Annotated in this window: 26 protein-coding genes and 4 tRNA genes; 14 read left to right on the plus strand and 16 right to left on the minus strand. The window is 73.9% G+C overall.

From position 1 onward, the window contains the following. Together ACXJKG_RS04355 and ACXJKG_RS04360 are read right to left on the minus strand one after the other, a co-directional pair. On the minus strand, positions 1 to 982 hold a 982-nt coding region (locus ACXJKG_RS04355; protein ID WP_456844539.1), incomplete at its 3' end, for a GTPase. Then, a complete protein-coding gene (locus ACXJKG_RS04360) occupies positions 979 to 2,745 on the minus strand; it encodes a dynamin family protein (RefSeq protein WP_456844540.1) in 1,767 nt (588 codons plus the stop codon). The genes ACXJKG_RS04360 and ACXJKG_RS04355, both read right to left, overlap by 4 nt. Before the next feature lie 117 nt (positions 2,746 to 2,862). Between ACXJKG_RS04360 and ACXJKG_RS04365 the strand changes: the two genes are divergently transcribed. Continuing rightward, a tRNA-Arg gene (locus ACXJKG_RS04365) sits at positions 2,863 to 2,935 on the plus strand. 115 nt (positions 2,936 to 3,050) lie between these two features. Continuing rightward, positions 3,051 to 3,614, plus strand: coding sequence for a hypothetical protein (locus ACXJKG_RS04370; protein WP_456844541.1), 564 nt, complete (start codon positions 3,051 to 3,053; stop codon positions 3,612 to 3,614). 153 nt (positions 3,615 to 3,767) lie between these two features. Here the strand turns inward: ACXJKG_RS04370 and ACXJKG_RS04375 are convergent, their stop codons facing one another. After that, complete coding sequence (locus tag ACXJKG_RS04375) at positions 3,768 to 4,055, minus strand: hypothetical protein (protein WP_456844542.1); 288 nt, start codon at positions 4,053 to 4,055, stop codon at positions 3,768 to 3,770. Positions 4,056 to 4,338: 283 nt separating this feature from the next. On the opposite strand from ACXJKG_RS04375, the gene ACXJKG_RS04380 reads away from it, so the two are divergent. Then, positions 4,339 to 4,548 carry a hypothetical protein gene (locus ACXJKG_RS04380; RefSeq protein WP_456844543.1) on the plus strand — a complete coding sequence of 70 codons (210 nt, stop codon included), beginning with the start codon at positions 4,339 to 4,341 and terminating at the stop codon, positions 4,546 to 4,548. Between the two features lie 110 nt (positions 4,549 to 4,658). Next, positions 4,659 to 4,910 carry a hypothetical protein gene (locus ACXJKG_RS04385; RefSeq protein WP_456844544.1) on the plus strand — a complete coding sequence of 84 codons (252 nt, stop codon included), beginning with the start codon at positions 4,659 to 4,661 and terminating at the stop codon, positions 4,908 to 4,910. A 3-nt stretch (positions 4,911 to 4,913) separates the two neighbouring features. On the opposite strand, the gene ACXJKG_RS04390 is transcribed toward ACXJKG_RS04385, so the two are convergent. Beyond that, positions 4,914 to 5,618 carry a phosphatase PAP2 family protein gene (locus ACXJKG_RS04390; RefSeq protein ID WP_456844545.1) on the minus strand — a complete coding sequence of 235 codons (705 nt, stop codon included), beginning with the start codon at positions 5,616 to 5,618 and terminating at the stop codon, positions 4,914 to 4,916. Positions 5,619 to 5,668: 50 nt separating this feature from the next. On the opposite strand from ACXJKG_RS04390, the gene orn reads away from it, so the two are divergent. After that, on the plus strand, positions 5,669 to 6,337 hold the full coding sequence (gene orn, locus ACXJKG_RS04395; RefSeq protein WP_456844546.1) for an oligoribonuclease: 669 nt from the start codon (positions 5,669 to 5,671) through the stop codon (positions 6,335 to 6,337). A gap of 34 nt (positions 6,338 to 6,371) precedes the next feature. After that, entirely contained in the window at positions 6,372 to 8,633 is a 2,262-nt protein-coding gene (locus tag ACXJKG_RS04400; protein WP_456844547.1) for an FUSC family protein, read from the plus strand. Here the strand turns inward: ACXJKG_RS04400 and ACXJKG_RS04405 are convergent. The 3 genes from ACXJKG_RS04405 to ACXJKG_RS04415 form a co-directional block, all read right to left on the minus strand. Continuing rightward, positions 8,612 to 8,687 (minus strand) — tRNA-His (locus tag ACXJKG_RS04405). The genes ACXJKG_RS04400 and ACXJKG_RS04405 overlap by 22 nt on opposite strands. 101 nt (positions 8,688 to 8,788) lie before the next feature. Then, positions 8,789 to 9,715 carry an ATP-grasp domain-containing protein gene (locus ACXJKG_RS04410; protein ID WP_456844548.1) on the minus strand — a complete coding sequence of 309 codons (927 nt, stop codon included), beginning with the start codon at positions 9,713 to 9,715 and terminating at the stop codon, positions 8,789 to 8,791. Further along, positions 9,712 to 10,743 carry an ABC transporter ATP-binding protein gene (locus ACXJKG_RS04415; RefSeq protein WP_456844549.1) on the minus strand — a complete coding sequence of 344 codons (1,032 nt, stop codon included), beginning with the start codon at positions 10,741 to 10,743 and terminating at the stop codon, positions 9,712 to 9,714. The genes ACXJKG_RS04410 and ACXJKG_RS04415 overlap by 4 nt, the downstream gene beginning before the upstream one ends. Positions 10,744 to 10,844: 101 nt before the next feature. On the opposite strand from ACXJKG_RS04415, the gene ACXJKG_RS04420 reads away from it, so the two are divergent. From ACXJKG_RS04420 to ACXJKG_RS04435, 4 genes are all read left to right on the plus strand, one after another. Next, a complete protein-coding gene (locus ACXJKG_RS04420; RefSeq protein WP_456844550.1) occupies positions 10,845 to 11,519 on the plus strand; it encodes an ABC transporter permease in 675 nt (224 codons plus the stop codon). A 1-nt stretch (position 11,520) separates the two neighbouring features. Then, positions 11,521 to 12,297, plus strand: a complete 777-nt coding sequence (locus ACXJKG_RS04425) for an ABC transporter permease (protein ID WP_456844551.1) — start codon at positions 11,521 to 11,523, stop codon at positions 12,295 to 12,297. Positions 12,298 to 12,368: 71 nt separating this feature from the next. Beyond that, entirely contained in the window at positions 12,369 to 13,373 is a 1,005-nt protein-coding gene (locus ACXJKG_RS04430; protein WP_456844552.1) for a glycine betaine ABC transporter substrate-binding protein, read from the plus strand. 94 nt (positions 13,374 to 13,467) lie between these two features. Then, positions 13,468 to 13,869, plus strand: a complete 402-nt coding sequence (locus ACXJKG_RS04435; protein ID WP_456844553.1) for a nuclear transport factor 2 family protein — start codon at positions 13,468 to 13,470, stop codon at positions 13,867 to 13,869. Between the two features lie 55 nt (positions 13,870 to 13,924). On the opposite strand, the gene ACXJKG_RS04440 is transcribed toward ACXJKG_RS04435, so the two are convergent. From ACXJKG_RS04440 to ACXJKG_RS04450, 3 genes are all read right to left on the minus strand, one after another. Beyond that, a tRNA-Lys gene (locus ACXJKG_RS04440) sits at positions 13,925 to 14,000 on the minus strand. Positions 14,001 to 14,066: 66 nt separating this feature from the next. Next, positions 14,067 to 14,261: a hypothetical protein gene (locus ACXJKG_RS04445; RefSeq protein WP_456844554.1), complete on the minus strand. Its 195-nt coding sequence runs from the start codon at positions 14,259 to 14,261 to the stop codon at positions 14,067 to 14,069. Between the two features lie 134 nt (positions 14,262 to 14,395). Beyond that, positions 14,396 to 14,692 (minus strand): GroES family chaperonin, encoded by a 297-nt coding sequence (locus ACXJKG_RS04450; protein WP_456844572.1) that lies wholly within the window; start codon positions 14,690 to 14,692, stop codon positions 14,396 to 14,398. A gap of 113 nt (positions 14,693 to 14,805) precedes the next feature. Here ACXJKG_RS04450 and bcp point away from each other — a divergent pair, with 113 nt between their 5' ends. Together bcp and ACXJKG_RS04460 are read left to right on the plus strand one after the other, a co-directional pair. Next, positions 14,806 to 15,273, plus strand: a complete 468-nt coding sequence (gene bcp, locus ACXJKG_RS04455; protein ID WP_456844555.1) for a thioredoxin-dependent thiol peroxidase — start codon at positions 14,806 to 14,808, stop codon at positions 15,271 to 15,273. 23 nt (positions 15,274 to 15,296) lie between these two features. Then, positions 15,297 to 15,379 (plus strand) — tRNA-Leu (locus ACXJKG_RS04460). A gap of 51 nt (positions 15,380 to 15,430) precedes the next feature. Here ACXJKG_RS04460 and trxA read toward each other — a convergent pair. After that, the gene (trxA, locus tag ACXJKG_RS04465; RefSeq protein ID WP_370503817.1) at positions 15,431 to 15,799 is read right to left on the minus strand and encodes a thioredoxin; all 369 of its coding nucleotides are present in this window, start codon (positions 15,797 to 15,799) and stop codon (positions 15,431 to 15,433) included. A 158-nt stretch (positions 15,800 to 15,957) separates the two neighbouring features. Between trxA and ACXJKG_RS04470 the strand changes: the two genes are divergently transcribed. After that, on the plus strand, positions 15,958 to 16,512 hold the full coding sequence (locus ACXJKG_RS04470; RefSeq protein ID WP_456844556.1) for an NUDIX hydrolase family protein: 555 nt from the start codon (positions 15,958 to 15,960) through the stop codon (positions 16,510 to 16,512). Next, positions 16,509 to 17,162, plus strand: a complete 654-nt coding sequence (locus ACXJKG_RS04475; protein WP_456844557.1) for a Pr6Pr family membrane protein — start codon at positions 16,509 to 16,511, stop codon at positions 17,160 to 17,162. Before ACXJKG_RS04470 ends, ACXJKG_RS04475 begins: the two co-directional genes overlap by 4 nt. A gap of 10 nt (positions 17,163 to 17,172) precedes the next feature. On the opposite strand, the gene ACXJKG_RS04480 is transcribed toward ACXJKG_RS04475, so the two are convergent. From ACXJKG_RS04480 to murI, 5 genes are read right to left on the minus strand one after another with little or no spacing between them, the layout of a single operon-like run. Next, positions 17,173 to 18,834 carry an ABC-F family ATP-binding cassette domain-containing protein gene (locus ACXJKG_RS04480; RefSeq protein ID WP_456844558.1) on the minus strand — a complete coding sequence of 554 codons (1,662 nt, stop codon included), beginning with the start codon at positions 18,832 to 18,834 and terminating at the stop codon, positions 17,173 to 17,175. A 6-nt stretch (positions 18,835 to 18,840) separates the two neighbouring features. Then, entirely contained in the window at positions 18,841 to 19,467 is a 627-nt protein-coding gene (gene rdgB / locus ACXJKG_RS04485; protein ID WP_456844559.1) for an RdgB/HAM1 family non-canonical purine NTP pyrophosphatase, read from the minus strand. Next, positions 19,464 to 20,258 carry a ribonuclease PH gene (rph, locus tag ACXJKG_RS04490; protein WP_456844560.1) on the minus strand — a complete coding sequence of 265 codons (795 nt, stop codon included), beginning with the start codon at positions 20,256 to 20,258 and terminating at the stop codon, positions 19,464 to 19,466. Before rph ends, rdgB begins: the two co-directional genes overlap by 4 nt. A gap of 48 nt (positions 20,259 to 20,306) precedes the next feature. After that, positions 20,307 to 21,095 (minus strand): MBL fold metallo-hydrolase, encoded by a 789-nt coding sequence (locus tag ACXJKG_RS04495; RefSeq protein WP_456844561.1) that lies wholly within the window; start codon positions 21,093 to 21,095, stop codon positions 20,307 to 20,309. After that, positions 21,092 to 21,907 carry a glutamate racemase gene (murI, locus tag ACXJKG_RS04500; protein ID WP_456844562.1) on the minus strand — a complete coding sequence of 272 codons (816 nt, stop codon included), beginning with the start codon at positions 21,905 to 21,907 and terminating at the stop codon, positions 21,092 to 21,094. The genes ACXJKG_RS04495 and murI overlap by 4 nt, the downstream gene beginning before the upstream one ends. Positions 21,908 to 21,914 lie beyond the last annotated feature (7 nt).

The following is a 21,914-nucleotide window of genomic DNA, read 5'->3' on the forward strand; positions in this document are numbered from 1 at the left end:
CCCCGAACCCGGGCGCGGCGGTGGAGCCCGTGCGGACGGCCGCACCGACGCCGGCGGCGACGGACGGGAGCCCGACCGCCGCGGAGAGCTYGTCGACCACGTCGGTGACGGACAGGGCGGCCGGAGCGGGCTCGCGGGCGGCGACCTCGGCCGCGAGCAGCGCGGCGGCGTCGTTGAGCTCTGCACCGGCGTGCCGGGCCGCGAGCGAGCGCGAGCTGACGGCGGTGGCCAACAGCTCGCGCAGCACGCCGATCCCCTCGCCCGTGCGGGCCGAGGCCTCGCGGACCGGCACCCCCGTGAGCCCGTCGTCGACCAGGAGGTGCTCGACGTCCGCGACGAGCTCGGCCCGGACGTCCTCGGGCACCGTGTCCACCTGGTTGAGGACCAGCACCATCGACGCCTCGTGCCCGACGAGCCGGCGCAGGTAGCCGCTGTGCAGGGCGTCGTCGGCGTACTTCTGCGGGTCCACGACCCACGCGAGCAGGTCCGCCTGGGGCAGCAGCCGGTCGACCACCTCGCGGTGCTCCGGCGCGATCGAGTCGTGGTCGGGCAGGTCCAGCAGGACCAGCCCACGCAGCGCGGCCTCCGACTCACCGTCGAGCAGGCTCTCGCGCTCGATGCGGCGGTCCGGCACGACGCCGAGCCAGTCCAGCAGCGGTCCCCCGTCGCCACCCCACACGCACGCGGTGATCTCGGAGGTGGTCGGCCGCCGCACGCCGACGTCGGCGAAGTCGAGCCGGCAGATCGCGTTGAAGAGGCTCGACTTGCCGGAGCCGGTGCCTCCGACGAGCGCGACGACCGTGTGGTCCACCCCGAGGGCGAGGCGTTCCCGCACACCGTCGACGGTCGCGACCACGCTCGTCACGACGGCCGGCGCCAGGCGCGCGCCACCGATCGCGAGCGCCTCGTCCAGCGCGTCGACGCGGGCGCCGAGGGCGGCCGTGTCGTCGCCGTGCAGCGGTCCGTCGGGCGTCGCGGTCACGTCAGTCCCTTCAGCACGGCGAGCCGCAGCCGGAGCCGGGACGCGGCGTCCTCGGCCAGGTCGGGGTCGGCGAGGACGTCGCCCACGGCGGCACGCTCGACGGCCACCTGGCCGGCGACGCGCGCGACCAGGTCGGCGCGCAGCTCCTCGACCGCGCGCTCTCCGGCGCTGTCGACGAGGTCCACCAGCAGCTCACGCGCCTCCCGCACCCCCGCCGCCGCGGCGAGCGCCACCGCGGYGAGGCCCTCGTCGCCCAGCGCGTGCTCGGCCTTGCGGCGTCGGCGAGACTCGCGTGCGACGTCCCGGCGGGACCGCGCGGCGCCGTCCGGCGAGACCTCCGCGGGACCGACGGTGAGGGCGGCACGCACGACCCGGGGGCCCTGCGCCGTCCACGCGCGGGCGGCCAGCTCGGCGGCGTTGCGGCGCCCGGTGCGCAGGCCCGTCCCCACCCAGGCCGCATCGACCGAGGCGCCGCCCTCGGGCCGGTCCGGTCCGGTGAGGGCCGCGCGCAGGACCTCCTCGGTGTGCGCACCGGCTGCGGTGAGAGTCGCGGTCGCGGAGCGCGTGAGGTCCTCGACCAGCGGCTCGACGGCGACCGCACGAGCCCGGCCCTCGCGCGAGGAGCCCCGGACCCGACCGGAGGAGCGGACGATGCCCGCGAGCGGTGCGCCGTCGGCCGTGAGCTCGGCCCAGCGCGCACGGACGGCCCCGTCGGCGACGGCCCCGCCGCGGATCGATGCCGCCGCCTGCGTGGTCGGCGCCACGATCACCTCGTCGAGCAGCGCGTCGATCCGGCTCGCGGCGTCGGCCTGCGCCTGCACCGCCTCGGCCAGCTCGTCGACCCACGGCCGCAGGGCCGCCAGGGACCCGCGCAGCGTGCGGCCGATGACGGTGCGCGCGCGGTCCGGGCCGGCGAGCATCGCGAGCCAGCGCTGGATCGGCGCGACGACCGCCGGGGGCAGCATGCCCTCGTGCGGTCCGAGGTCGGGCACGACGAACAACGGCGACCCCTGCAGACCGTGGCCGCGCAACCGGTCGAGCAGGTCGCCGCGCACGGTCGGCAGCGAGGCCGGGGGCACGCGGTTGAGCACCATCGCGATGGACGCGCCGCGCTCGACGGCCCCCTGCAGCACCTGCCAGGGCAGGGCGTCGCCGTAACGTGCGGCCGTGGTGACGAAGAGCCAGAGGTCCGCCGCCTCGAGCAGCCGGTGCGCCGACTCCCGGTTCGACTCCAGCACGGAGTCCAGGTCGGGGGCGTCGAGCAGGGCGATGCCGCGCGGCACGTGCTCGTCGGCCACCACGCTCACGGACTCGAGGACGGGGTGGTGCGAGAGGAGCTCGGCGTCGAGCGGGTGGTGCACGAGGACGGGCCGGCGGGTGGTCGGCCGCAGGACGCCCGCGGTGCTCACCTCGGCCCCGACCAGCGAGTTCACCAGGGTCGACTTGCCCGCGCCGGTCGACCCCGACACCACGACGACCGCGGGCGCGGACAGCTCCGTGAGGCGCGGGACCAGGTGCTCGCCCAGCTGGTCGACCAGGCGCGCCCGGGAGGCACGGGCCGAGGCGATGCCGTCGATCTCGAGCGGGAACCCGGTGGCCTCGACGTCGCGGCGCAGGTCCCGGACGGCGTCCAGCAGGGATGTCGCGGCGAGGGGGCGGGCCAGGACGTCCCGCGGGTCGACGGCCGCATGGCGCGCCGGTGCAGCCAGCGGCCGCACAGGTTGCGCGGGGTGCACTGGCGCGGTGCCGGGCTGCGCGCTCACGCGCCCATTGTCGCGGTGTCACCTGACCTGGCAAAACGCGCCACGCGGGGCGTTTGCACCCGTTTCGTCGGATCCGAGGACCCCGCGGCCCGCCGTTAGGCTGTGGACGCACGCCCAGCCCCCGTAGCTCAACGGATAGAGCAACGGCCTTCTAATCCGTAGGTTGCAGGTTCGAGTCCTGCCGGGGGCGCCTTGAATGCATCCCCGCGCAAGTCGACTTCCAGGCCGTTGGGTTGTGGCACCGGCGGGCTGCGGCCTGTCACACTGCCCCAAACATGCACAAAGCGGACATTGGGGTCGCCGTCATGAACCAGCAACCCATCTTCACCAAGAAGACCATGCGGTGGATCTGGTTCACAGCCGGCCTGATCACCGTGCTCGTCGGAGTGAAGGCCGACTGGACCAACGTCGCCAGCCTCATCGAGAACACCAAGGTCGACGCCCAAACCGGTGTCACCATGGCCACCGTTGCCATCAGCGCACTCCCCGCCGTCCTAGGCATCGGGGGGACCGTCGCCCTGTGGCTCGTCTACGACCACCACCACGGCGAGTGGGACTACCGAGGTGTCATCGCCATCAGCCTCGTCATCCTCGTCGCCGCAGGATTCATCGGCGGATGGCTCTCGCCGGCCTCCCAGCTCAACTTCTCGGCAGGCGGGTCGTTTGACGGCCCGGGACCGCTAAAGATCGTCTGGTTCGTCGTCACGTTGATGTTCAGCGCGTACCTCCTCACCTACGGCGGTGGGGTGCTTATCGCAGCCGCCGCAATCGGCATCGCCAGCGGATGCTCCGCCGCGTGGCTGTACGACCGGCACCTGCTCGCGCAACTGAACCCGGAGCCCGGACCGGAGAGCAGCGAATCAGGCTGACCACGGCGCCGCTGATCGAATCAAAGGCCTACTCAACCCCAGGTTGCCGTTTCGAGCTCCTCCCTCGGGGGCCCAGTAGACGGAGACCGGGGCGCGACCGGCGTCCGCCAGAACGTCGCAGACGACCGCCGGTCGACGAGCGGCTCGCCGGCGTCATCCCACGTCACCCCTCGTCCGCACGCGCCCGCGACGCACGACGCCGACCACGACGGCGACCAGCGCCAGCCCGAGCGGCACCAGCAGGTGCGACCCTGCCAGCACGGCGAGCACGAGCGCCAGCGCGCACGCGACGACGGCGGACCACCACCCGGGGCTGCCGCGCGCGAGCAGCCGGACGGCGGCCGCGGCCCCGAGCACGTAGATCGCCACGATGCAGCTGGTGTGCACGAGCACGAACGGCTCGAGGTCCCCGCCGGTGGCCACGGCGACGGCGAAGTACACGGCGGCCAGGACCGCGACGAGCAGCGCTCGCCGCGGGACCCCGCCCGGCTGCGCACCGCGGGCGACCCACCGGGCAGGTCACCGTCGCAGCCTCTCCCCGTCGGCGGCGGCCGTCCATGCGGCAGACAGGCGTCGGCCGTCGAGATCCTGCCAGGCGCGGAGAAGCGGGCGAAACCGGCGGATTAATCACGTGACGGCGGTCACGGCGACGTGGTCGAGTACTCCCACACCACCAAGAGCCAGGGCTTCGGGCCCTGACACCGTCATGCCCAAGGAGAACCCCGTGTATCAGAACATGTCCCAGGACCTCGCGCGCCAGGAGTACGCCCACCGGCTCGCCGAGTCCCACCACGCGCGCGTCGTCGAGGCGGCGCGCGAGGCCAGACAGCCGTCCGAGAACATCGGTCGGCCCCCGGATCCGCGGCGCACCACGCCGCACCGGACGCACGTCGCCGACGTCCTCGGCGCCCTGCTCCACCGCACCGCAGCCTGACCCCTCGGGCGCGGACCGACCCGCACAGCCGGGTTGGTCCGCGCCCGCCGTCGTGCGTGCCACCATGTCGCCATGCAGCCGCACCCCCGTCCCCGGTCGACCCGGCGCTGATGGGTCGGCACTCCACCCCGGACCCGGCCGCCGAGCAGCCCCCGCAGCAGCGCGTCGTGCGGCACGCCGTCCTCTGGCTCGAGCGGATCGGCCTCGGCCTGGCCGCCGGCGCGGGGACCCTCGGCGTGCTGCGCTGGGCGGGCACCTCGTGGACCGCGTGCCTCTGGATCGCCGGCGCGATCGCGGTCGTCGTCCCCGTCGCCGCGTGGCTCGCCTCGACGGTCCCCGGCCACGACCAGGGCCACGCGTAGGGCTCAGCCCGAGGGCGGTCCCGTGTGCAGCCGGTCGACGATCGACACCACGCCGAGCACCGCGACCGCGAGCCCCACGGCGGCCACCACGTCGGTGAGGAAGTGGTACCCGAGGTACAGCCGGCTCAGGGCCACGAGCGCGGTGCCGACGACGGCCGCCACGCCCCACGCGACGATCCGCCAGACCGACGGGTTGCGGCTGCACACGAGGTAGCCCGCGACCAGCAGCAACGTCGCCGTGCCCAGGGTGTGGCCGGACGGGAACGAGGCCGTGTGCTCGGCGCCGGGCACCAGCATCGTGTCCGCGGGTGGCCGGGGCCGGTCGACGAGTCCCTTCACCGCGAGGCCCAGCAGCGACGACCCGAGCATGGCCGCCGCCAGCAGCACCGGCCGCCACCACTCCCGCCGGACCAGCCCCCAGACCAGGCACGCGACGCCGACGAGGATCGGCAGCACCACCGGACCGGACACGAACGTGATGGTCGCCAGTACCGCCGTCCAGCCCGCCGACCGGTGCGCCACCATCCAGTCGAGCACCGGCTGGTCGAGGTTCCACAGGTCGTCCTTCTCCCGGACGGCGTCCAGCACCCCGAGGAACACCGCGACGCCCGCGACGACCAGCACCAGCCCGGGCAGCAGGGCCCAGAGCACGGGGCGCGCGCGGAGGGCGGCGAGTGGCCGCGGCACGGGTGCCTCGTCGTCGGACATCCGCCGACGCTATCCGGCGTCGGGGCGCACCGCCCCCTAGGCTGACCCCCGTGACCAGCACGCCGACTCCCGCGCCCGCCACCCCCGGCAACGAGAGCGCCGACCGCATCGTCTGGATCGACTGCGAGATGACCGGCCTGGACCTGGGTGCCGACGCCCTGGTCGAGGTGGCCGCCGTGGTCACCGACTCCGAGCTGCGCGTGCTGGGCGAGGGCGTCGACGTCATCATCGCTCCCCCGGCCGAGTCGCTCGAGCAGATGAACGACTTCGTGCGGACCATGCACACGACGTCCGGGCTGCTCGAGGGCCTGGCGGGAGGCACCACCCTCGAGGACGCGCAGGCGAAGGTGCTCGAGTACGTCCGGACGTGGGTGCCGGACCCGGGCAAGGCCCCGCTGGCGGGCAACTCGGTCGGCACCGACAAGGCGTTCCTCGACCGCGACATGACCGAGCTGGTCGGCCACCTGCACTACCGGGTGATCGACGTCTCCTCGATCAAGGAGCTGGCCCGCCGCTGGTACCCGCGGGTGTACTTCGCCTCGCCGCGCAAGAACGGCGGGCACCGCGCGCTCGCGGACATCCTCGAGAGCATCGACGAGCTGCGCTACTACCGGGCGGCGCTCCTGCCGGCCCAGCCCGGCCCCGACTCCTCGGCCGCGAAGAAGATCGCCGCAGAGGTCGTCGCGACGTCGGTGAAGGGCGCCCTGCTCGAACGCTGAGCGTGCTGCTGGACCTGCGCCGACGGAGGTGACCGTGAGACGCCTGCGACGCTGGCTGCGCCGCCACGACCCGGAGTCCTACGCCCAGCACCGGGCCGTCCGGGTCGCACTGGCGGCGACCATCGTCCTCGCGATCTCCGACCTGCTGCTGCACGACCCCCAGCTGGTCACGTTCGGCGTGTTCGGGTCGTTCGCCCTGCTGCTGTTCGTCGACTTCCCCGGCAGCCCGGCGGGCCGGCTCGGCTCGTACGCGGGCCTGGTCGTCGTCGGCGGCGCGCTGATCTGCCTCGGCACCCTCGTCTCGCGGTCGTGGTGGACGGCGACGCTCGGGATGCTGGTCGTCGGCACCCTCGTCGCGTTCGCCGGCACGGTGTCGGCGGCCGTCGCGTCGGCGCGCAACGCGGCGCTGCTGCTGTTCGTCCTGCCCGTCACCGTGTCGAGCGAGGCCTCCGAGATCCCGCCGCGACTGCTCGGCTGGGGCCTGGCGGCGGTGGTCTGCGTGCTCGCCGCGCTGCTGCTGTGGCCGCCGCGGGAGCACGACCGGCTGCGGTCCACGTCGGCGGCCGTCTGCGCCGCGCTCGGCGCCCGGCTCACGGCGCTGTGCGACGCCCGGCCCGTGGGCGAGGTCGACCCGGCGGTCGACGACCTGCGGCGCGCCCTGCGCGGCACGGCCTACCGCCCGGTGACCCTCACCACCGGCAGCCGCCTCCTGCTGCGGCTCGCCGACGAGCTCGAGTGGCTGCACCAGCTGGTCCGCGTGTCCGACCCCGCGGCCGTCGCGGGGTGGCCGCCGTGGAGCCRCCAGGTGGTTCGCTCGTGCGCGGCCGTCCTGGTGGCGTCGGGCGGCGCGCTGCGCCGCGACCCGCACTCCCCCGCCGCCGTCGAGGCCCGCCGACACCTGGACGTCGCGCTCGCCGCCCTGGCAGCCGACCGCCGGGCGGCCGCCGACGAGCTGGCGGACGAGCTCGTGCGCGGCGTGCCCCCCACGGCCGACCAGCTGGACCACCACACGCAGCGCGCGCACGCCTGGGCCTACGCGGCCGAGCTCGCGGGCCGGACCGCGGCGGCATCGGCGGCGGCCGACGCACGCCCCCTGGTGGACCGGCTGCTCGGTCGGGGTGCGACACCGCTCGCCGTCGGGCCGGTCACCGCTGCCGGACGGCTCGCGGCGCAGCAGGTGCACCGCGACTCGGTCTGGCTGCAGAACAGCCTGCGGACGGGCGCGGGGCTCGCGATCGCCGTGCTCGTCGCGCAGCTCAGCCACGTGCAGCACGGCTTCTGGGTGGCCCTCGGCGCGATGTCGGTGCTGCGGACCTCCGCGCTGACCACGACGTCGACGGTCCTGCGGGCGCTGCTGGGCACGTTCGCGGGGTTCGTCGTCGGCGGCGGCCTGATCGTGCTGGTCGGCACCGGGCCGGCGACGCTGTGGGTGCTGCTCCCGCTGGCGGTGCTGGTGGCCGGGTTCGCGCCGCAGACCGTCTCGTTCGCGGCCGGCCAGGCGGCCTTCACCGTCGCCGTCGTCATCCTGTTCAACATCCTGCAGCCGGTCGGCTGGGAGGTGGGGCTCCTGCGCGTGCAGGACGTCGCGATCGGGTGTGCCGCGGCGCTGGTCGTCGGGCTGCTGCTGTGGCCGGGGAGCGCCGGCGGCCGGGTGCGGCACGCCCTGGCGGAGGCGTACCGCTCGACGTCCGACCTGCTCGCGGAGACCGTCCACCGCACGCTGAGCCCCGAGCTGCCGCCCACGGACGCGCTCGGGGCGGCGTCGGCGTCGCTGCGGCTCGACGGCGCGCTCCGGCAGTACCTGGCCGAGCGAGGCGTGCAGCCCGACAGCCTGGAGAACGTGACGGCGGTGATCAACGGTGTCGGTCGCCTGCGCCTGGCCGCCGAGGCCATCGACGAGCTCCCACGGCCCGATCCCCTGCCGCCCGAGCACGACGAGGAGATCTCCGCGCTCCTGCTCAGCCGGTCGGCCGGCGCCCAGGGCTGGTTCCACGGCATCGCGGGCGCCCTCGTGGACCGGGGCGGCCCCGTCCCCGACGCCCTGCCCTCCGACACCCAGTCGTTGGTCGTCGGGCTGCTGGCCGCGGCGCGGCGTCCCCGGAGCGAGGCTGTGGCGCGGCGCGAGCTGCAGCTGGCGTGGGTCGGCCTGTTCCTCGACGACACCGCGGCGCTCTCGGCGCGGCTGGGTGGCCCGGTCGCGCGGCTCTGCCTGGGCGGCGAGAGGCACCCGGGAACGGCGACGGGCGCCGACCAGATGGTCGACGCCCGACGCGATGGGGTGGCTAACGGGACTTGAACCCGCGACCCCCTGGACCACAACCAGGTGCTCTACCACCTGAGCTATAGCCACCACGATCCCCCGACGCGGACGTCGGGGCGTCCAGAAGTGTACCCGAGCCCGGGACCACTTCTGGAACCGACGGACAGTGGCCTGGGCCACTGCCCGCGAGCTCAGAGCCGCGCGACGACCGCGTCGGCGAACCGCGCCGCCGAGCCCTCGGCGTGCGCGAAGAAGAAGGACGGCTCCGTCAGCTCGACCTCGAGCACCACGGGGTTGCCCTCGTCGTCCGGGATCAGGTCGACGCGCGCGTACAGCAGGGGTCCGTCGATGCCCGGGACTATGCCCGGCAGCGCGGCCACCACGCGGTCGGCCACCTCGCGCTCGGCATCGCTGGCGTCGCGCGGCGTCATGATCTCCTGGCGGTACAGCTCGTCCGCGAGCTTCTCGCGGTACGGCCCGTCGAGCAGGGCACCCTTGCGGACCGAGTGGCTGAACTCGCCCTCGATGAACACGAGCGCCGTCTCGCCGACGGTGTCGACCTTGCGCAGGTACCGCTGGATCATCACGCGGCGCCCGACGCTGAGCAGGTTCTTCGCGTGCGTGATCGCCAGCGAGCGCTGCTGCGTGACCCCGGCGTCGTACCGGCCCGTGTCCCGCGAGCCGGCGCTCACCGTCGGCTTGATGACGAAGTCGCCGAACGCCGGGAACCGCGTGTGGATGGCCCGGGAGTCGTGGTTGCGCTCGGGGTCCAGCCAGATGGTCGGGACGATGGGCAGCCCGGCCGTCTCGAGGTCCCGCAGGTAGGTCTTGTCGATGTTCCAGCCGACGACCGACGCCGGGTTGAGCAGCGTGCTGGTGCGCTCGACCTTGCGGGTCCAGTCGGCGAACTGGGCCGGGCGGTCGGTGTAGTCCCACGTCGAGCGGATCAGCACGTGCGGGTACGTGCCCCAGTCGATGGTCGGGTCGTCCCACACGACGACGTCGGTGGCGATGCCGCGCTCGGTGAGGGCCTCGCGCAGGGCGAAGTCGTCGGAGTCGAGATCGGGCAGCTCCGCACAGGTGGCGAGCGCGAGGCGGGCGGTCGTCGTCGTGGTCACGTGCGCAGCGTACCGAGGGGGGCGTCGTCGGCCTCTGTGGCGTGCGTCTCCTCCGACGGCTCCGTCAGGCGGTCGAGAGCGCGCACCACGGTGGCCGGCGTGGCGCTGCCGACGACGCGTCCCTGCTCGTCGAGCACCGCCAGCGGCCCGTCCGCACCCACGAACGCGGCGAGCACGTCACCGAGCTCGCTGCCGGCCGCGATCGATCCGACGCTCTGCGGCGACACGGGGTCGAGGTCGGCCTGCTCCAGCCGCCCGAGCGCGAGCAGCCGGGCCGTGCGGCCCCGCCCGACGAGGTCCGCGACCGCGGGGGTGGCGGGGCGCGCCACCACGTCCAGCGGCGACGCGAGCTGCTCGATGTGGGCGCCGGGGCTGAGCACGGCCACGCGGTCGGCCATGCGCACGGCCTCGTCGATGTCGTGCGTGACCAGCATCACCGTGATGCCGAGCGTGCGCTGGATGCGGGCGAACTCGTTCTGCAGGCGCCGCCGGCCGACGGGGTCGACCGCGCCGAACGGCTCGTCCATGAGCAGCACGGGCGGGTCCGTGGCCAGCGCCCGCGCGACGCCGACGCGCTGGCGCTCGCCGCCGGACAGCTCGTGCGGGTAGCGCTTCGCGTACCGGTCCGGGTCGAGGCCCACGAGGTCGAGCAGCTCCTGCACCCGCGCCGCCGTGCGCCTGCGGTCCCAGCCGACCAGCTTGGGGACGGTGGCGACGTTCTGCGCGACGGTCCGGTGCGGGAAGAGCCCGACGTTCTGGATCACGTAGCCCATCCGGCGGCGCAGGCCGACCGGGTCGACCTTCGTCACGTCCTCACCCTCGAGCAGGATGCGGCCCGACGTCGGCTCCACCAGCCGGTTCGCCATCCGCAAGGTCGTCGACTTGCCGCAGCCGGAGGGTCCGACCAGCACGAGCACCTCGCCGGGGTTGACCGCGAGGCTCAGGTCGTCGACCGCGGCGCCGCTCTCGGGGCTCGACGCGTACGACTTGCTGACGTGCTCGAAGGCGATCGCCGGGTCGTCTGCCACCTCCCGGACGCTAGTGCCTGCGTCCGACACCCGCACCGTCGGGCGACAACGTCATCCCCTCCGGGAGGGCGCGTGTCACAGGCCCCGGGTAGTTTCGCGACATGCGTCTGGCCCAGGCACCACCCAACCCGTGGTTCTCGTGGGAGTACGTCCAGCACAACAGCGCCGACATCGCGCGCTACCTCGAGCAGCACGCCTCGCTGACGTTCCAGGCCGTCGTCATCGCCTTCCTGCTCGCGCTGCCGCTCGGCGCGCTCGCCCACCTGCGACCCCGCCTGGCCGGCCCGGTCCTCGGCGTCGCCGGTGTCCTGTACACCGTGCCGTCGCTCGCCCTGTTCGCCATCCTGGCGCCGTACACGGGCATCGGCCGGACCACCGTGCTCATCGGCCTCGTCTCCTACGCGCTGCTGGTGCTCACGCGGAACGTGCTGGTCGGGCTGCAGGGCGTGGACCCCGCCGTGCGGGACGCGGCGCGGGGCATGGGCTTCGGACGGACCCGGATGCTGTTCTCGGTCGAGCTCCCGCAGGCGCTGCCCAGCATCGTCGCCGGGCTGCGGCTGGCCACCGTCACCACGGTCGCCCTGGTCACCGTCGGGGTGGTGGTCGGCTACGGCGGGCTCGGGCAGCTGATGTTCCGGGGGTTCCGCAGCAACTACCACGCCGAGATCATGACCGCGACGGTGCTCTGCCTGCTGCTGGCCCTGGTCTGCGACCTGGTCATCGCGTTCGTCGGCCGCCGGCTCACGCCGTGGGCGCGCGYCGAGAGGCCGGTGTGACGTGRACGTCCTGACCGAGGCCTTCGCCTGGCTCAACGACCCGCTCAACTGGACCGGCCCCCACGGGGTGCTCGCCCTCACGCGGGACCACATCGTCGTGTCCGTGCTGGCCGTCCTGCTCGCAGCCGTCGTCGCCCTGCCCCTGGGCCTCTGGCTCGGGCACCGCGAGCGCGGCGGGACGTTCGGCGTGGTCGTCGCGAACACGACCAGGGCGCTGCCCACCCTGGCGCTCCTGACGCTGCTCGCCGCCGGGGGGCTGTTCGGCAACACCGCCACGGTGCTGGCCTGCGCTGTCTTCGCGGTCCCGCCCCTGCTCACCAACACGGTGACGGGCCTGGGCGGGGTCGACGCCGACGTCCGGGACGCGGCGCGCGGGGTCGGGATGTCGGGCCGTCGGAGCCTGTGGGCCGTCGAGCTCCCGCTCGCGGTGCCGCTGATCGCCGCGGGGGTGCGCACCGGCTCCGTGCAGGTGCTCGCGACCGTCCCCCTGGCGGCACTGGTCGGCGGCACCAGCCTCGGCACGATCGTCGTCACGGGCTTCGCCACCCAGAACTACGGCGAGGTCCTGGCGGGCGGCATCCTGGTCGCCGCTCTGTGCCTCGTGGCCGAGGGCCTGCTGGCGATCGCCCAGCACCTGATGACCCCCCGCGGCCTGCGGGCGCTCGCCCGGGACACCGCGGAAGGCCCCACCCGGCGAACGCGCCGGTCAACTGCCATGTCGCCAGGGGTTGCCGAGCCCGCGGCGACCGGATCGAATAGGTCCGGCCCATCCTCCTGACCTCGTCGACGGCCCCGTCCGTCAACCGGGATCCCCATCCCGCCCCCTGCTGACTCCCCGAGGAGAGCACCATGCGAGCGAGACGCTCCACCACCCTGACCCTCATCGCCCTCGCGGCCCTGGCGCTCGGCGCCTGCGGCGCACCCGGCTCGGGCGGCGGCGAGGCCGAGCCGACGTCGTCGAGCAGCTCCGGGCTTGCCACCTGCGACCCGGTCGCCGGCGACAAGCTGGTCGTCCTGGAGGACGACAAGGGCCTGCAGAACGCCGACAACATCATCCCGGCCGTCAACAAGGCGGCGGCCGCGGCCAACCCGTCCGTGATCGAGCTCCTGGACAAGGTCTCCGCGGCCCTCGACACCGAGAAGCTCATCGAGCTCAACAAGGCCGTCGACATCGACCGGAAGACCTCCAGCGAGGTGGCCAAGCAGTTCGTCGACGACGAGAAGCTGGCCGCGCAGGACACGCCCGGCGCAGGCACGTCGCTGGTCATCGGCGCAGCGAACTTCTCCGAGAACGCCACGTTGGCGGAGATCTACGCCGCCGTCCTGCGCACCGCGGGGTACACGGTCGAGGTACAGACCATCGGCAACCGCGAGACGTACCTGCCGGCCCTCACCGACGGCACGCTCACGGCGGTCCCCGAGTACGCCGCCACGCTCGCCGACTTCCTCAACGCGCAGCAGAACGGCAGCGACGCCGCGTCGGTCGCCTCGGACGACGTGGACGCCACCGTGACCGCGCTGACACCGCTCGCCGACGCCGCCGGCCTGGTCATGGGCAAGCCGTCCGCCGCGCAGGACCAGAACGCGTTCGCGGTGACCACCGAGTTCGCGTCGAAGTACGACGTCAAGACGCTCAGCGAGCTCGCCGCCAAGTGCGGTGGCCTCATCCTGGCCGGCCCGGCCGAGTGCCCCGAGCGTCCGTTCTGCCAGATGGGCCTGGAGGACACGTACGGGATCGAGTTCGCCGACTTCAAGTCGTACGACTTCGGCCTGATCGGCCAGGCGGTCCGCCAGGGTGAGGCGGCCATCGGCCTGGTGCTCTCGAGCGACGGGTCCCTCGCCGCCGACAGCTGACAGCCGGCCACCGTACCGACCGTCAGCGGGCCCGACCGGAGCGATCCGGTCGGGCCCGCTGACGTCTGCCCTGCACGCGACTACGTTCGGTGGGATGGCGACGATGCACGAGCTCTTGCGCGAGGCCGGCAACTCCCACGACCTGTCCCGCTTCACGGCCCTCTTCGCGGTCGACTACGACAGCACCCAGCCCGCCCACCCGGGCCGGACGTTCGTGGGGCGGGCGCAGGTGCTGGCCAACTGGACCTCGATGTTCGAGGGGGTTCCCGACTACTCGTCGGAGCTGCTCGGCTGCGTGTCGGACGGCGACCGCGAGTGGGGCGAGTGGCTCTGGCAGGGCCACTACGCCGACGGCTCACCGTTCGCGATGCGTGGAGTCACGATCTTCGACGTCCGCGACGGCGAGATCGTCGCGGGCCGGCTCTACATGGAGCCCGTCGAGGAGGCCGGCGGGGACATCGAGGCCGCGGTCGACCAGCTCTCCCGGCGTCGGTAGCACCGACGACGAAGGGCCCCCCTCCAGCGTTGTCGCTGGTGGGAGGCCCTCCGGGTGGTGCGCCATCAGGGACTCGAACCCCGAACCCGCTGATTAAGAGTCAGCTGCTCTGCCAATTGAGCTAATGGCGCGCGGTTGAGAACGCTAGCAGGCCGGACGCCCGATCTGCCAATCGAGAACCGCCGTCGTGACGACCGTCACGCGTCCTTCGCGTCCGGTGCCTGATCCCACCACGCATCGGCGGGCAACCCCTCGGACTCGAGGATCTCCTCCGACGTCGCCTCGGGGGTCACCAGGTCGACGATGAGCGCGAGCGGGACGTGCTCCGCCAGCAGGTCGCGGACCGGCTGGGTGCTCTCGCCGTCGTCGGGAACCTTCGTCGTGTCGTTCATGGTCGACCTCCTCGGGGGCCACCCGGACGCGCGTCCGAGATGCCCCATCCGTTCATGGCACCACCAGGATCGGCATGGTGCAAGGCGCTACGCCGACGCCGCCGGGACTGGCGGTCGTCGCGTGGAGGGAACGCTCAGAGGTACAGCCCGGTTCCCTCGCCGGGCCCGTGGGGCTCCGCGACCGCGTGCACGTCCTTCTCGCGCAGCAGCACGTACGTCGCGCCCGCGAGCTCGACCTCGGCCCGGTCCTCGGGGTCGAACAGCACCCGGTCGCCCACCTGGACCTGCCGCACGTGCTGCCCGACGGCCACGACGGCCGCCCACGCGAGCCGCTTGCCGACGACGGCCGTGGCGGGGATGACGATCCCCGCCGAGGAGCGTCGCTCGCCCTGCTCGCCGTCGAGGGACACGAGCAGGCGGTCGTTGAGCATGCGGATGGGCAGCTCGCCGGCGGCGGGTTCGGAGGTGCTCACGCGCCCGACGCTACCTCGCGTCCCGACGTAGGCTGGCGGCAGCCCATCCCCCTCACGCGCCTGGAGACACCGTGCCCCGCCTCGCCGTCGGCGACCTCGCCCCCGACTTCACGCTGCCGACCGCCGACGGGGGGTCCGTCACCCTGTCAGACCTGCGCGGTCGCCGCGTGATCGTGTACTTCTACCCCGCCGCGATGACCCCCGGCTGCACCACCCAGGCGTGCGACTTCCGCGACAACCTCGCCTCCCTGCAGGCCGCCGGGTTCGCCGTCGTCGGCGTCTCCCCGGACGGCACGGAGGCGCTCGCGAAGTTCGTCGAGCAGGAGCACCTGACCTTCCCGCTGGGCTCCGACCCGGAGCACGCGGTGCTCGAGGCGTGGGGCGCCTGGGGAGAGAAGCTCAACTACGGCAAGACCGTCRTCGGCGTCATCCGCTCGACCGTCGTCGTCGACGCCGAGGGCCGCGTCGAGCTCGCGCAGTACAACGTCAAGGCCACCGGCCACGTCGCCAAGCTGCGCCGGGACCTCAAGGTCGCCTGACCGGTGTGGGAAACTTCCGCTGCGCGGGAGTGGTGAAACGGCAGCCACGCCAGGTTTAGGTCCTGGTGCCCGAGAGGGCGTGCGGGTTCGACTCCCGTCTCCCGCACGACGAACGGGCCGGTCCCCCTCGGGGGGACCGGCCCGTCGTGCGTGCGGATCAGGCCGTGGTGGCGGCCGCGGCGATCTTCTCGCGCACCTCGTCCATGTCGAGCGCCTTCACGGCCTCGACCACCTGCTCCAGCGCGGGAGCGGGCAGGGCGCCGGCCTGGTTGAACACCAGGATGCCGTCGCGGAAGGCCATGAGGGTCGGGATCGAGAAGATCTGCAGCTCGGCGGCCAGCTCCTGCTCGGCCTCGGTGTCGACCTTGGCGTGCACGACGTCCGGGTGGTTCTCCGAGGAGTCCTCGAACACGGGCCCGAAGCGCTTGCACGGTCCGCACCACTCCGCCCAGAAGTCGACCAGGACGATCTCGTTGTCCTTGATGGTCTGGCCGATCGTGCTGCCGGTCAGCTCTGTCGTCGCCATGACGTTCCTCCAGTCTCGGTTGCTGCCAGTTGCTGCGAGGTAGAGCACGCAACCACCGACGACTATTCCCGAGGGTGGCGGGACGCACATCCCGAGGGATCCCGGTGGGTGAGCGCGCCGCGGCGGCGTCGGCGGGGGCGACGGGGTAGAACTGGTCAGTGACCGCTTCCGCCGAGTTCCCCCGCGGCCCGCAGCGCCCTGCCGGCTGGATGAGCGCAGACGACATCGCGCGCGTCCGGACCCAGCTGCCCATCCTCTACGTCGACGCCATCCCGGTGCGGGTGGACGACTCCGGGGACGTGGTCCAGGTCGGCCTCCTCCTGCGCGTGACCCAGGAGGGCGTGATGTCCCGCGCGCTGGTCTCCGGCCGCGTGATGTACCACGAGCGGGTGCGCGACGCCCTCGTGAGGCACATCGAGAAGGACCTCGGTCCCGTCGCGCTCCCCCAGATCCCCGCGTCGCCGCAGCCGTTCACCGTGGCCGAGTACTTCCCGACGCCRGGCGTGACGCCGTACCACGACCCCCGCCAGCACGCCGTGTCGCTGGCGTACGTGGTGCCCGTGCTGGGCGACTGCCGGCCGCAGCAGGACGCGATCGACCTCGCGTGGATGACGCCCGAGGAGGCGTGCTCCGAGCAGATCCAGTTCGAGATGAACGGCGGCCAGGGCCTGCTGCTGCGCCAGGCGATGGGGCACGTCGGCCGGCTGCCGTGACGGACGCACAGCCGCCACGGTTCGTGCTCGCGCGGGTCCTGCATGCCGTCGTCGCGCTCGCGGCGATCGTCGGCGTGTCCATGGAGGTGGTGACCGCCCTCACCAGCGACGACCCCGGCACGCGGATCGTGCGGGTGCTCAGCTACTTCACCATCCAGGCCAACATCGTCGCCGCGATCCCGGCCGTGCTGATGGTGCTGCGCCCGGACCGCAGCGGACGGTTCTTCGCCGTGCTGCGCCTGGACGGGCTCCTGTGCATCGCGGTCACGGGGATCGTCTTCCACACGGTGCTCACCGGGCTGCGGGACCTCACTCCGGCCGGCGCGGTCTCGAACTTCCTCCTGCACACCGTGACGCCCGTCTTCGCCGTGCTGGCGTGGCTCCTCGTCGGCCCCCGACCCCGGACCACGCTCGCGGCGGTCGGCTGGTCGATCGTCTACCCGCTCGCCTGGGTCGCGTACACGTTCGTCCACGGGGCGATCGTCGACTGGTACCCGTACCCGTTCCTCGACGTGTCCGAGATCGGCCTCGCCGACGCGCTCGTGCGCACCGGTGTGGTCGCCGTGATCTTCCTGGCCCTGGCGTTCGGTGCCCTCGCGCTCGAACGGGTGCTGCCCCCGGCCCCCCGCCCGGTGACCGCCACGACCTGACGGCGGCGGCTCAGCCCAGGGTGAGCTCGGGCCAGTCCGCGAGGTCGGTGCGCATCCGACGGTCGTGGGTGGCGACGACGACGGCGGCCGAGGTGGCCCGCAGCGCGGCCGTCAGCTCGTCGACCAGCCCGACGGACAGGTGGTTGGTGGGCTCGTCGAGGATCAGCACGTGCGGTGCGGCCAGCAGCGCGCACGCGAGGTCGAACCGGCGCCGCTGGCCGACGGAGAGCTCGCGCAGCGGGCGGTCCAGGTCGTCCTCGGTGAGCAGGCCCAGCGCCGCGACGGGCACCAGCTGACCCGGGTCGAGCAGCCCGGCGTCGAGCAGGGTCAGCGCGTGGCGGGCGTAGGCGTCGAACCCCGAGAGCTGCTCGGCCACGCCGGCGGCGCGCGGGTGGGCGATGACGGCCGCGGCGTGCTCGGTCGGACCCTCCTGCGCCAGCACCCCGAGGCGGACGCCCGGTGCGATCGTGCGGGCCCCGCGGTCGAGGCGTACGGATCCCGCGAGCGCGGCGAGCAGCGTCGACTTGCCGGAGCCGTTGGGGCCGGTGACCAGCAGGCGCCCGCACGCCGGCACGTCGATGCGGACGCCTGCGAGGTCGAGCCGACCGACCACCAGCGGCGCGCGCAGGTCGAGCAGGGGCCCGGGCTGCGGCTCGGGCGGCAGCGAGGGGAGGTCCGGGAAGGTGAGGACGAGCGGCGGCGTGGGGACCTCGACCGCCTCGGCCTCGAGCTTCTGGATCAGCCGGTCCGCCGCCTTGACGTGGCCGCGCGCCCGGGTGGCCCGTCGGTGCGCCTGCGAGCCCTTGGGCGGCCGCCACTCGTCGGAGAGGTTMTCGTACGTCGAGTCGAGCCGCTCGGCCAGCTGCAGCGCGCGCTTGCGCTCGGCCCGGTGCCGCGCCCGCCACCYGCGGACCATCTGGCTCTTGAGGAACCGGTAGTCCGAGTACCTGGTCGCCCCGTACAGCGCGGGCCGGCCGTCCATCGCGGGGTCGAGGTCGAGGATCGCGGTCATCACGTCGTCGAGCAGCCGGCGGTCGTGGGTGACGATGACGACGGCGCCGGGCCACTGGCGCAGCTGCGACGTGAGGTAGTCGATCCCCGCGGCGTCGAGGTGGTTGGTCGGCTCGTCCAGCAGCAGCACGTCGGCGCGCTCACCCACGCGGCACGCCAGCCGCACCCGGTACCGCTCCCCGACGCTCAGCTGGTCGAGCCGCCGCTGCGGGTCCCGCGGGGCGCCGAAGCGCGTGAGGGCCTCGTCGACGCGCCGGTCGGCGTCCCAGGCGGCCAGGTTCTCGTAGCGCGCGACCGCTCCCGTCAGGCRCGCGAGGTCGCCGGACTCGTGGTCGAACGCGGCGATCGCCGCCTCGAGCTCGCCCGCGGCGGCGCGGACTCCGGCCAGCGCCTCGCCGACGAACGTGCCGACCGTCGCGCCCCCGGGCGCGTCGAGCTCCTGCTCGACGGAGGCCAGCGAGCCCGACCGTCGCACGGTCCCGGCCTGCGGGGCCAGCTCGCCTGCGAGCAGCCGGAGCAAGGTCGTCTTGCCCGCGCCGTTCTCGCCGACCACGCCGACCCGGTCCCCCGCGCTGACCGTCAGGTCGACGCGGTCGAGCACGGGGTGCCCGGGGTAGCCGTACGTGACGGCCTCCGCGACGAGCTGGACGGTCTCACTCACCGCAGGTCATCCGCCGAGCACCCGGACCAGCGTGGGCACCAGGGCACGGAACGCGGTGCCGCGGTGGCTGATCGCGTTCTTCTCCTCGGGCGTCAGCTCGGCGCACGACCGGGTCTCGCCCGTCGGCACCAGGATCGGGTCGTACCCGAAGCCGCCCGTGCCGCGAGGCCGGTCCGCCAGGACACCCTCGAGCGTGCCCGTCTCGACGTGCTCGAAGCCGTCGGGCGTGACGAGCGCGGCGGCGCAGACGAAGCGGGCGCCGCGGTGCGGTGCGGCGATGTCCGCCAGCTGCGCGAGCAGGAGGTCGAGGTTCGCCGCGTCGTCGCCGTGCCGCCCGGCCCAGCGGGCCGAGAAGATGCCGGGGGCGCCCCCGAGGACGTCGACGGCCAGCCCGGAGTCGTCCGCGACCGCCGGCAGACCCGTGAACGCCGCGAGCGCACGCGCCTTGAGCAGCGCATTCTCGGCGAACGTCACGCCGTCCTCGACCGGCTCGGGAGCGCCGACGTCCCGGGCCCCGACCACCGACGCCGGGTCGAGCCCGGGCAGCACGGGCGCCAGGATCGCGCGCAGCTCACCGACCTTGTGCGCGTTGTGGGTGGCGAGCACCAGCCGGGCGCCGGTCGGCACGCTCACCGCGGGAGCCGGGTGGCCGAGCCGTCGCCGGGCTGAGCCGCGAGCGCCGCGACCTGCAGCGCCGTGAGCTGCGCGGTGCCGGCGACGGCGAGGTCCAGCAGCGAGTCGAGCTCCGCACGGTCGAACGGCGCGTGCTCGGCCGTGCCCTGGACCTCGACGAACGTGCCCGAGCCGGTGACCACGACGTTCATGTCCGTCTCGGCGCGGACGTCCTCGACGTACGGCAGGTCCAGCACCGGCTGACCGTCGACGATGCCGACGCTCACCGCCGCGACCGAGTCGCGCAGCACGACCTTGTTCTTCGGGATGTGCTTGTTCTCGACGGCCCACGCGACCGCGTCGACGAGCGCGACGTACGCGCCGGTGATCGACGCCGTGCGCGTGCCGCCGTCGGCCTGCAGCACGTCGCAGTCGAGCACGATCGTGTTCTCACCCAGCGCCGAGACGTCKATGATCGCCCGAAGCGACCGGCCGATCAGGCGCGAGATCTCGTGCGTGCGCCCGCCGATGCGGCCCTTGACCGACTCGCGGTCGGAACGGCTGTTCGTGGCCCGCGGGAGCATCGAGTACTCCGCGGTGACCCAGCCCTCGCCGGACCCCTTCTTCCAGCGGGGCACGCCGGGCGTGAACGAGGCGACGCAGAGCACCTTGGTGCCGCCGAACTCGACCAGCACGCTGCCCTCCCCGGCCTCGAGGAACCCACGGGTCAGGGTCACCGGGCGCAGCTCGTCGGGGGCGCGGCCGTCGGCCCGGACGCGCGCGAGGGAGGACGTGGACGGAGCAGAAGTCATGGCGAGGAGCCTAACCGCGCGGCCCGACAGGCCCCGACGGCGTCCGGGCTACAGGACGTGCACGCCGCCCGGTGCGGCGAGGTCGATCGGGCCGTCGTACACCGCGGCGGCCTCCGCCCGCGTGGTCGCGGGGTCGTTCCAGGCGGGGATGTGCGTGAGCACCAGCCGTCCGACGCCTCCGCGCGCCGCGGCCTCGCCCGCCCGCCGGCCGGTCAGGTGGACGCCGCGCAGGGCGTCGTCGCGCCCCTCGAGGTACGCGGCCTCGGAGAGCAGGAGGTCGGCGCCGGCGGCGAGGGTGTCGAGGCCGGCGCACGCGTCGGTGTCGCCGGTGTAGGCGAGCGTCACGGTCCGCGCCGGGTCCAGGTCGCTCGGCCCGGTGACGCGGACGCCGAACGCCGGGATCGGGTGCTCGACAGGCACCGGCTCCAGGGTCAGGGGGCCGACCGCGACCGGCGACCCCGCCTGCCACTCGACGACGTCGAACTGGCCGTCCGTGCTGGTGGCCGGGTCCTTGCCGGACAGCTGGGCGAGCCGCTCGGTGGTGCCCGCCGGACCGTGCACGGCGACYGGGTCGCACGGGCCGTCGGGGTGGTAGCGCCGCAGCACGTTGAGGACCGCCAGGTCCGCCACGTGGTCGGCGTGCAGGTGCGACAGCCCGATCGCGTCGAGACGGGTCGGGTCGCCGTACCGCTGCAGCGCGCTGAGCGCACCGTTGCCGAGATCGAGCAGGACCGTCCACGTGCGCCCCTCGGCGTCGTCGGCCTGGACGAGGTAGCCCGACGCCGCGGAGTCCGGACCGGGGAACGAACCGGCGCAGCCGAGGACCGTCAGCCTCATCGCAGCGCCGCGCTGGACTCGACGCTCTCGACCTCGGGGCCGAGGAACCGCCGCGCGAGGGTGCGGAACTGCGCCGGGTCGCCGGTGGCGAGGAACCGGTGAACGGGCGCCCCTGCGGCCGGGTCCCGCTCGAGGTCGTGGGCGACCAGCGTGCGGTACACGTCCTTGGCCGTCTCCTCCGCGCTCGACACGAGGGTGACCTCCTCGCCCATGACGTACGAGATCGCGCCGGTGAGCAGCGGGTAGTGCGTGCACCCGAGGACGAGGGTGTCGACGCCCGCCTCCCGGACCGGGTCCAGGTACTCGTGCGCGARCGCCAGGACCTCGGGGCCGGACGTGATCCCCGCCTCCACCAGCGGCACGAACTGSGGGCACGCCTGCGTGGTCAGCTCGATCCCCGGGGCSACGGCGAACGCGTCGTCGTAGGACCGCGACTCGACGGTGGCCTTCGTCGCGATGACGCCGATCCGCCCGGACCGGGTGGCGGACACGGCGCGGCGGGCTGCCGGCAGGATCACCTCGACCACGGGGATCCCGCGGCGCAGCGTGTACCGCTCGCGGGCGTCGCGCAGCATCGCCGACGACGCCGTGTTGCACGCGATCACCAGCAGCTTCACGCCGGCGTCGACCAGGTCGTCCATGACCTCGAGCGCGTGCGCCCGCACCGCGGCGAGCGGCTTGCTGCCGTAGGGCGTGTTGAGCGTGTCGCCGATGTAGAGGGTGGACTCCTGGGGCAGCTGGTCGAGGATCGACCGTGCCACGGTGAGCCCCCCGACGCCGGAGTCGAAGATGCCGATCGGGGCGTCGTTCACGCGGACG

The sequence above is a fragment of the Cellulomonas sp. P5_C6 genome (assembly GCF_054049635.1).

What these genes read in the sequence shown, in the direction of transcription:
- ACXJKG_RS04370 (WP_456844541.1), top strand. Translation starts at nt 3,051, where the DNA reads ATGAACCAGCAACCCATCTTCACCAAGAAGACCATGCGGTGGATCTGG.
- ACXJKG_RS04385 (WP_456844544.1), top strand. Translation starts at nt 4,659, where the DNA reads ATGGGTCGGCACTCCACCCCGGACCCGGCCGCCGAGCAGCCCCCGCAG.
- ACXJKG_RS04390 (WP_456844545.1), bottom strand. Translation starts at nt 5,618, where the DNA reads ATGTCCGACGACGAGGCACCCGTGCCGCGGCCACTCGCCGCCCTCCGC.
- ACXJKG_RS04430 (WP_456844552.1), top strand. Translation starts at nt 12,369, where the DNA reads ATGCGAGCGAGACGCTCCACCACCCTGACCCTCATCGCCCTCGCGGCC.
- ACXJKG_RS04435 (WP_456844553.1), top strand. Translation starts at nt 13,468, where the DNA reads ATGGCGACGATGCACGAGCTCTTGCGCGAGGCCGGCAACTCCCACGAC.
- ACXJKG_RS04445 (WP_456844554.1), bottom strand. Translation starts at nt 14,261, where the DNA reads ATGAACGACACGACGAAGGTTCCCGACGACGGCGAGAGCACCCAGCCG.
- ACXJKG_RS04450 (WP_456844572.1), bottom strand. Translation starts at nt 14,692, where the DNA reads ATGCTCAACGACCGCCTGCTCGTGTCCCTCGACGGCGAGCAGGGCGAG.
- trxA (WP_370503817.1), bottom strand. Translation starts at nt 15,799, where the DNA reads ATGGCGACGACAGAGCTGACCGGCAGCACGATCGGCCAGACCATCAAG.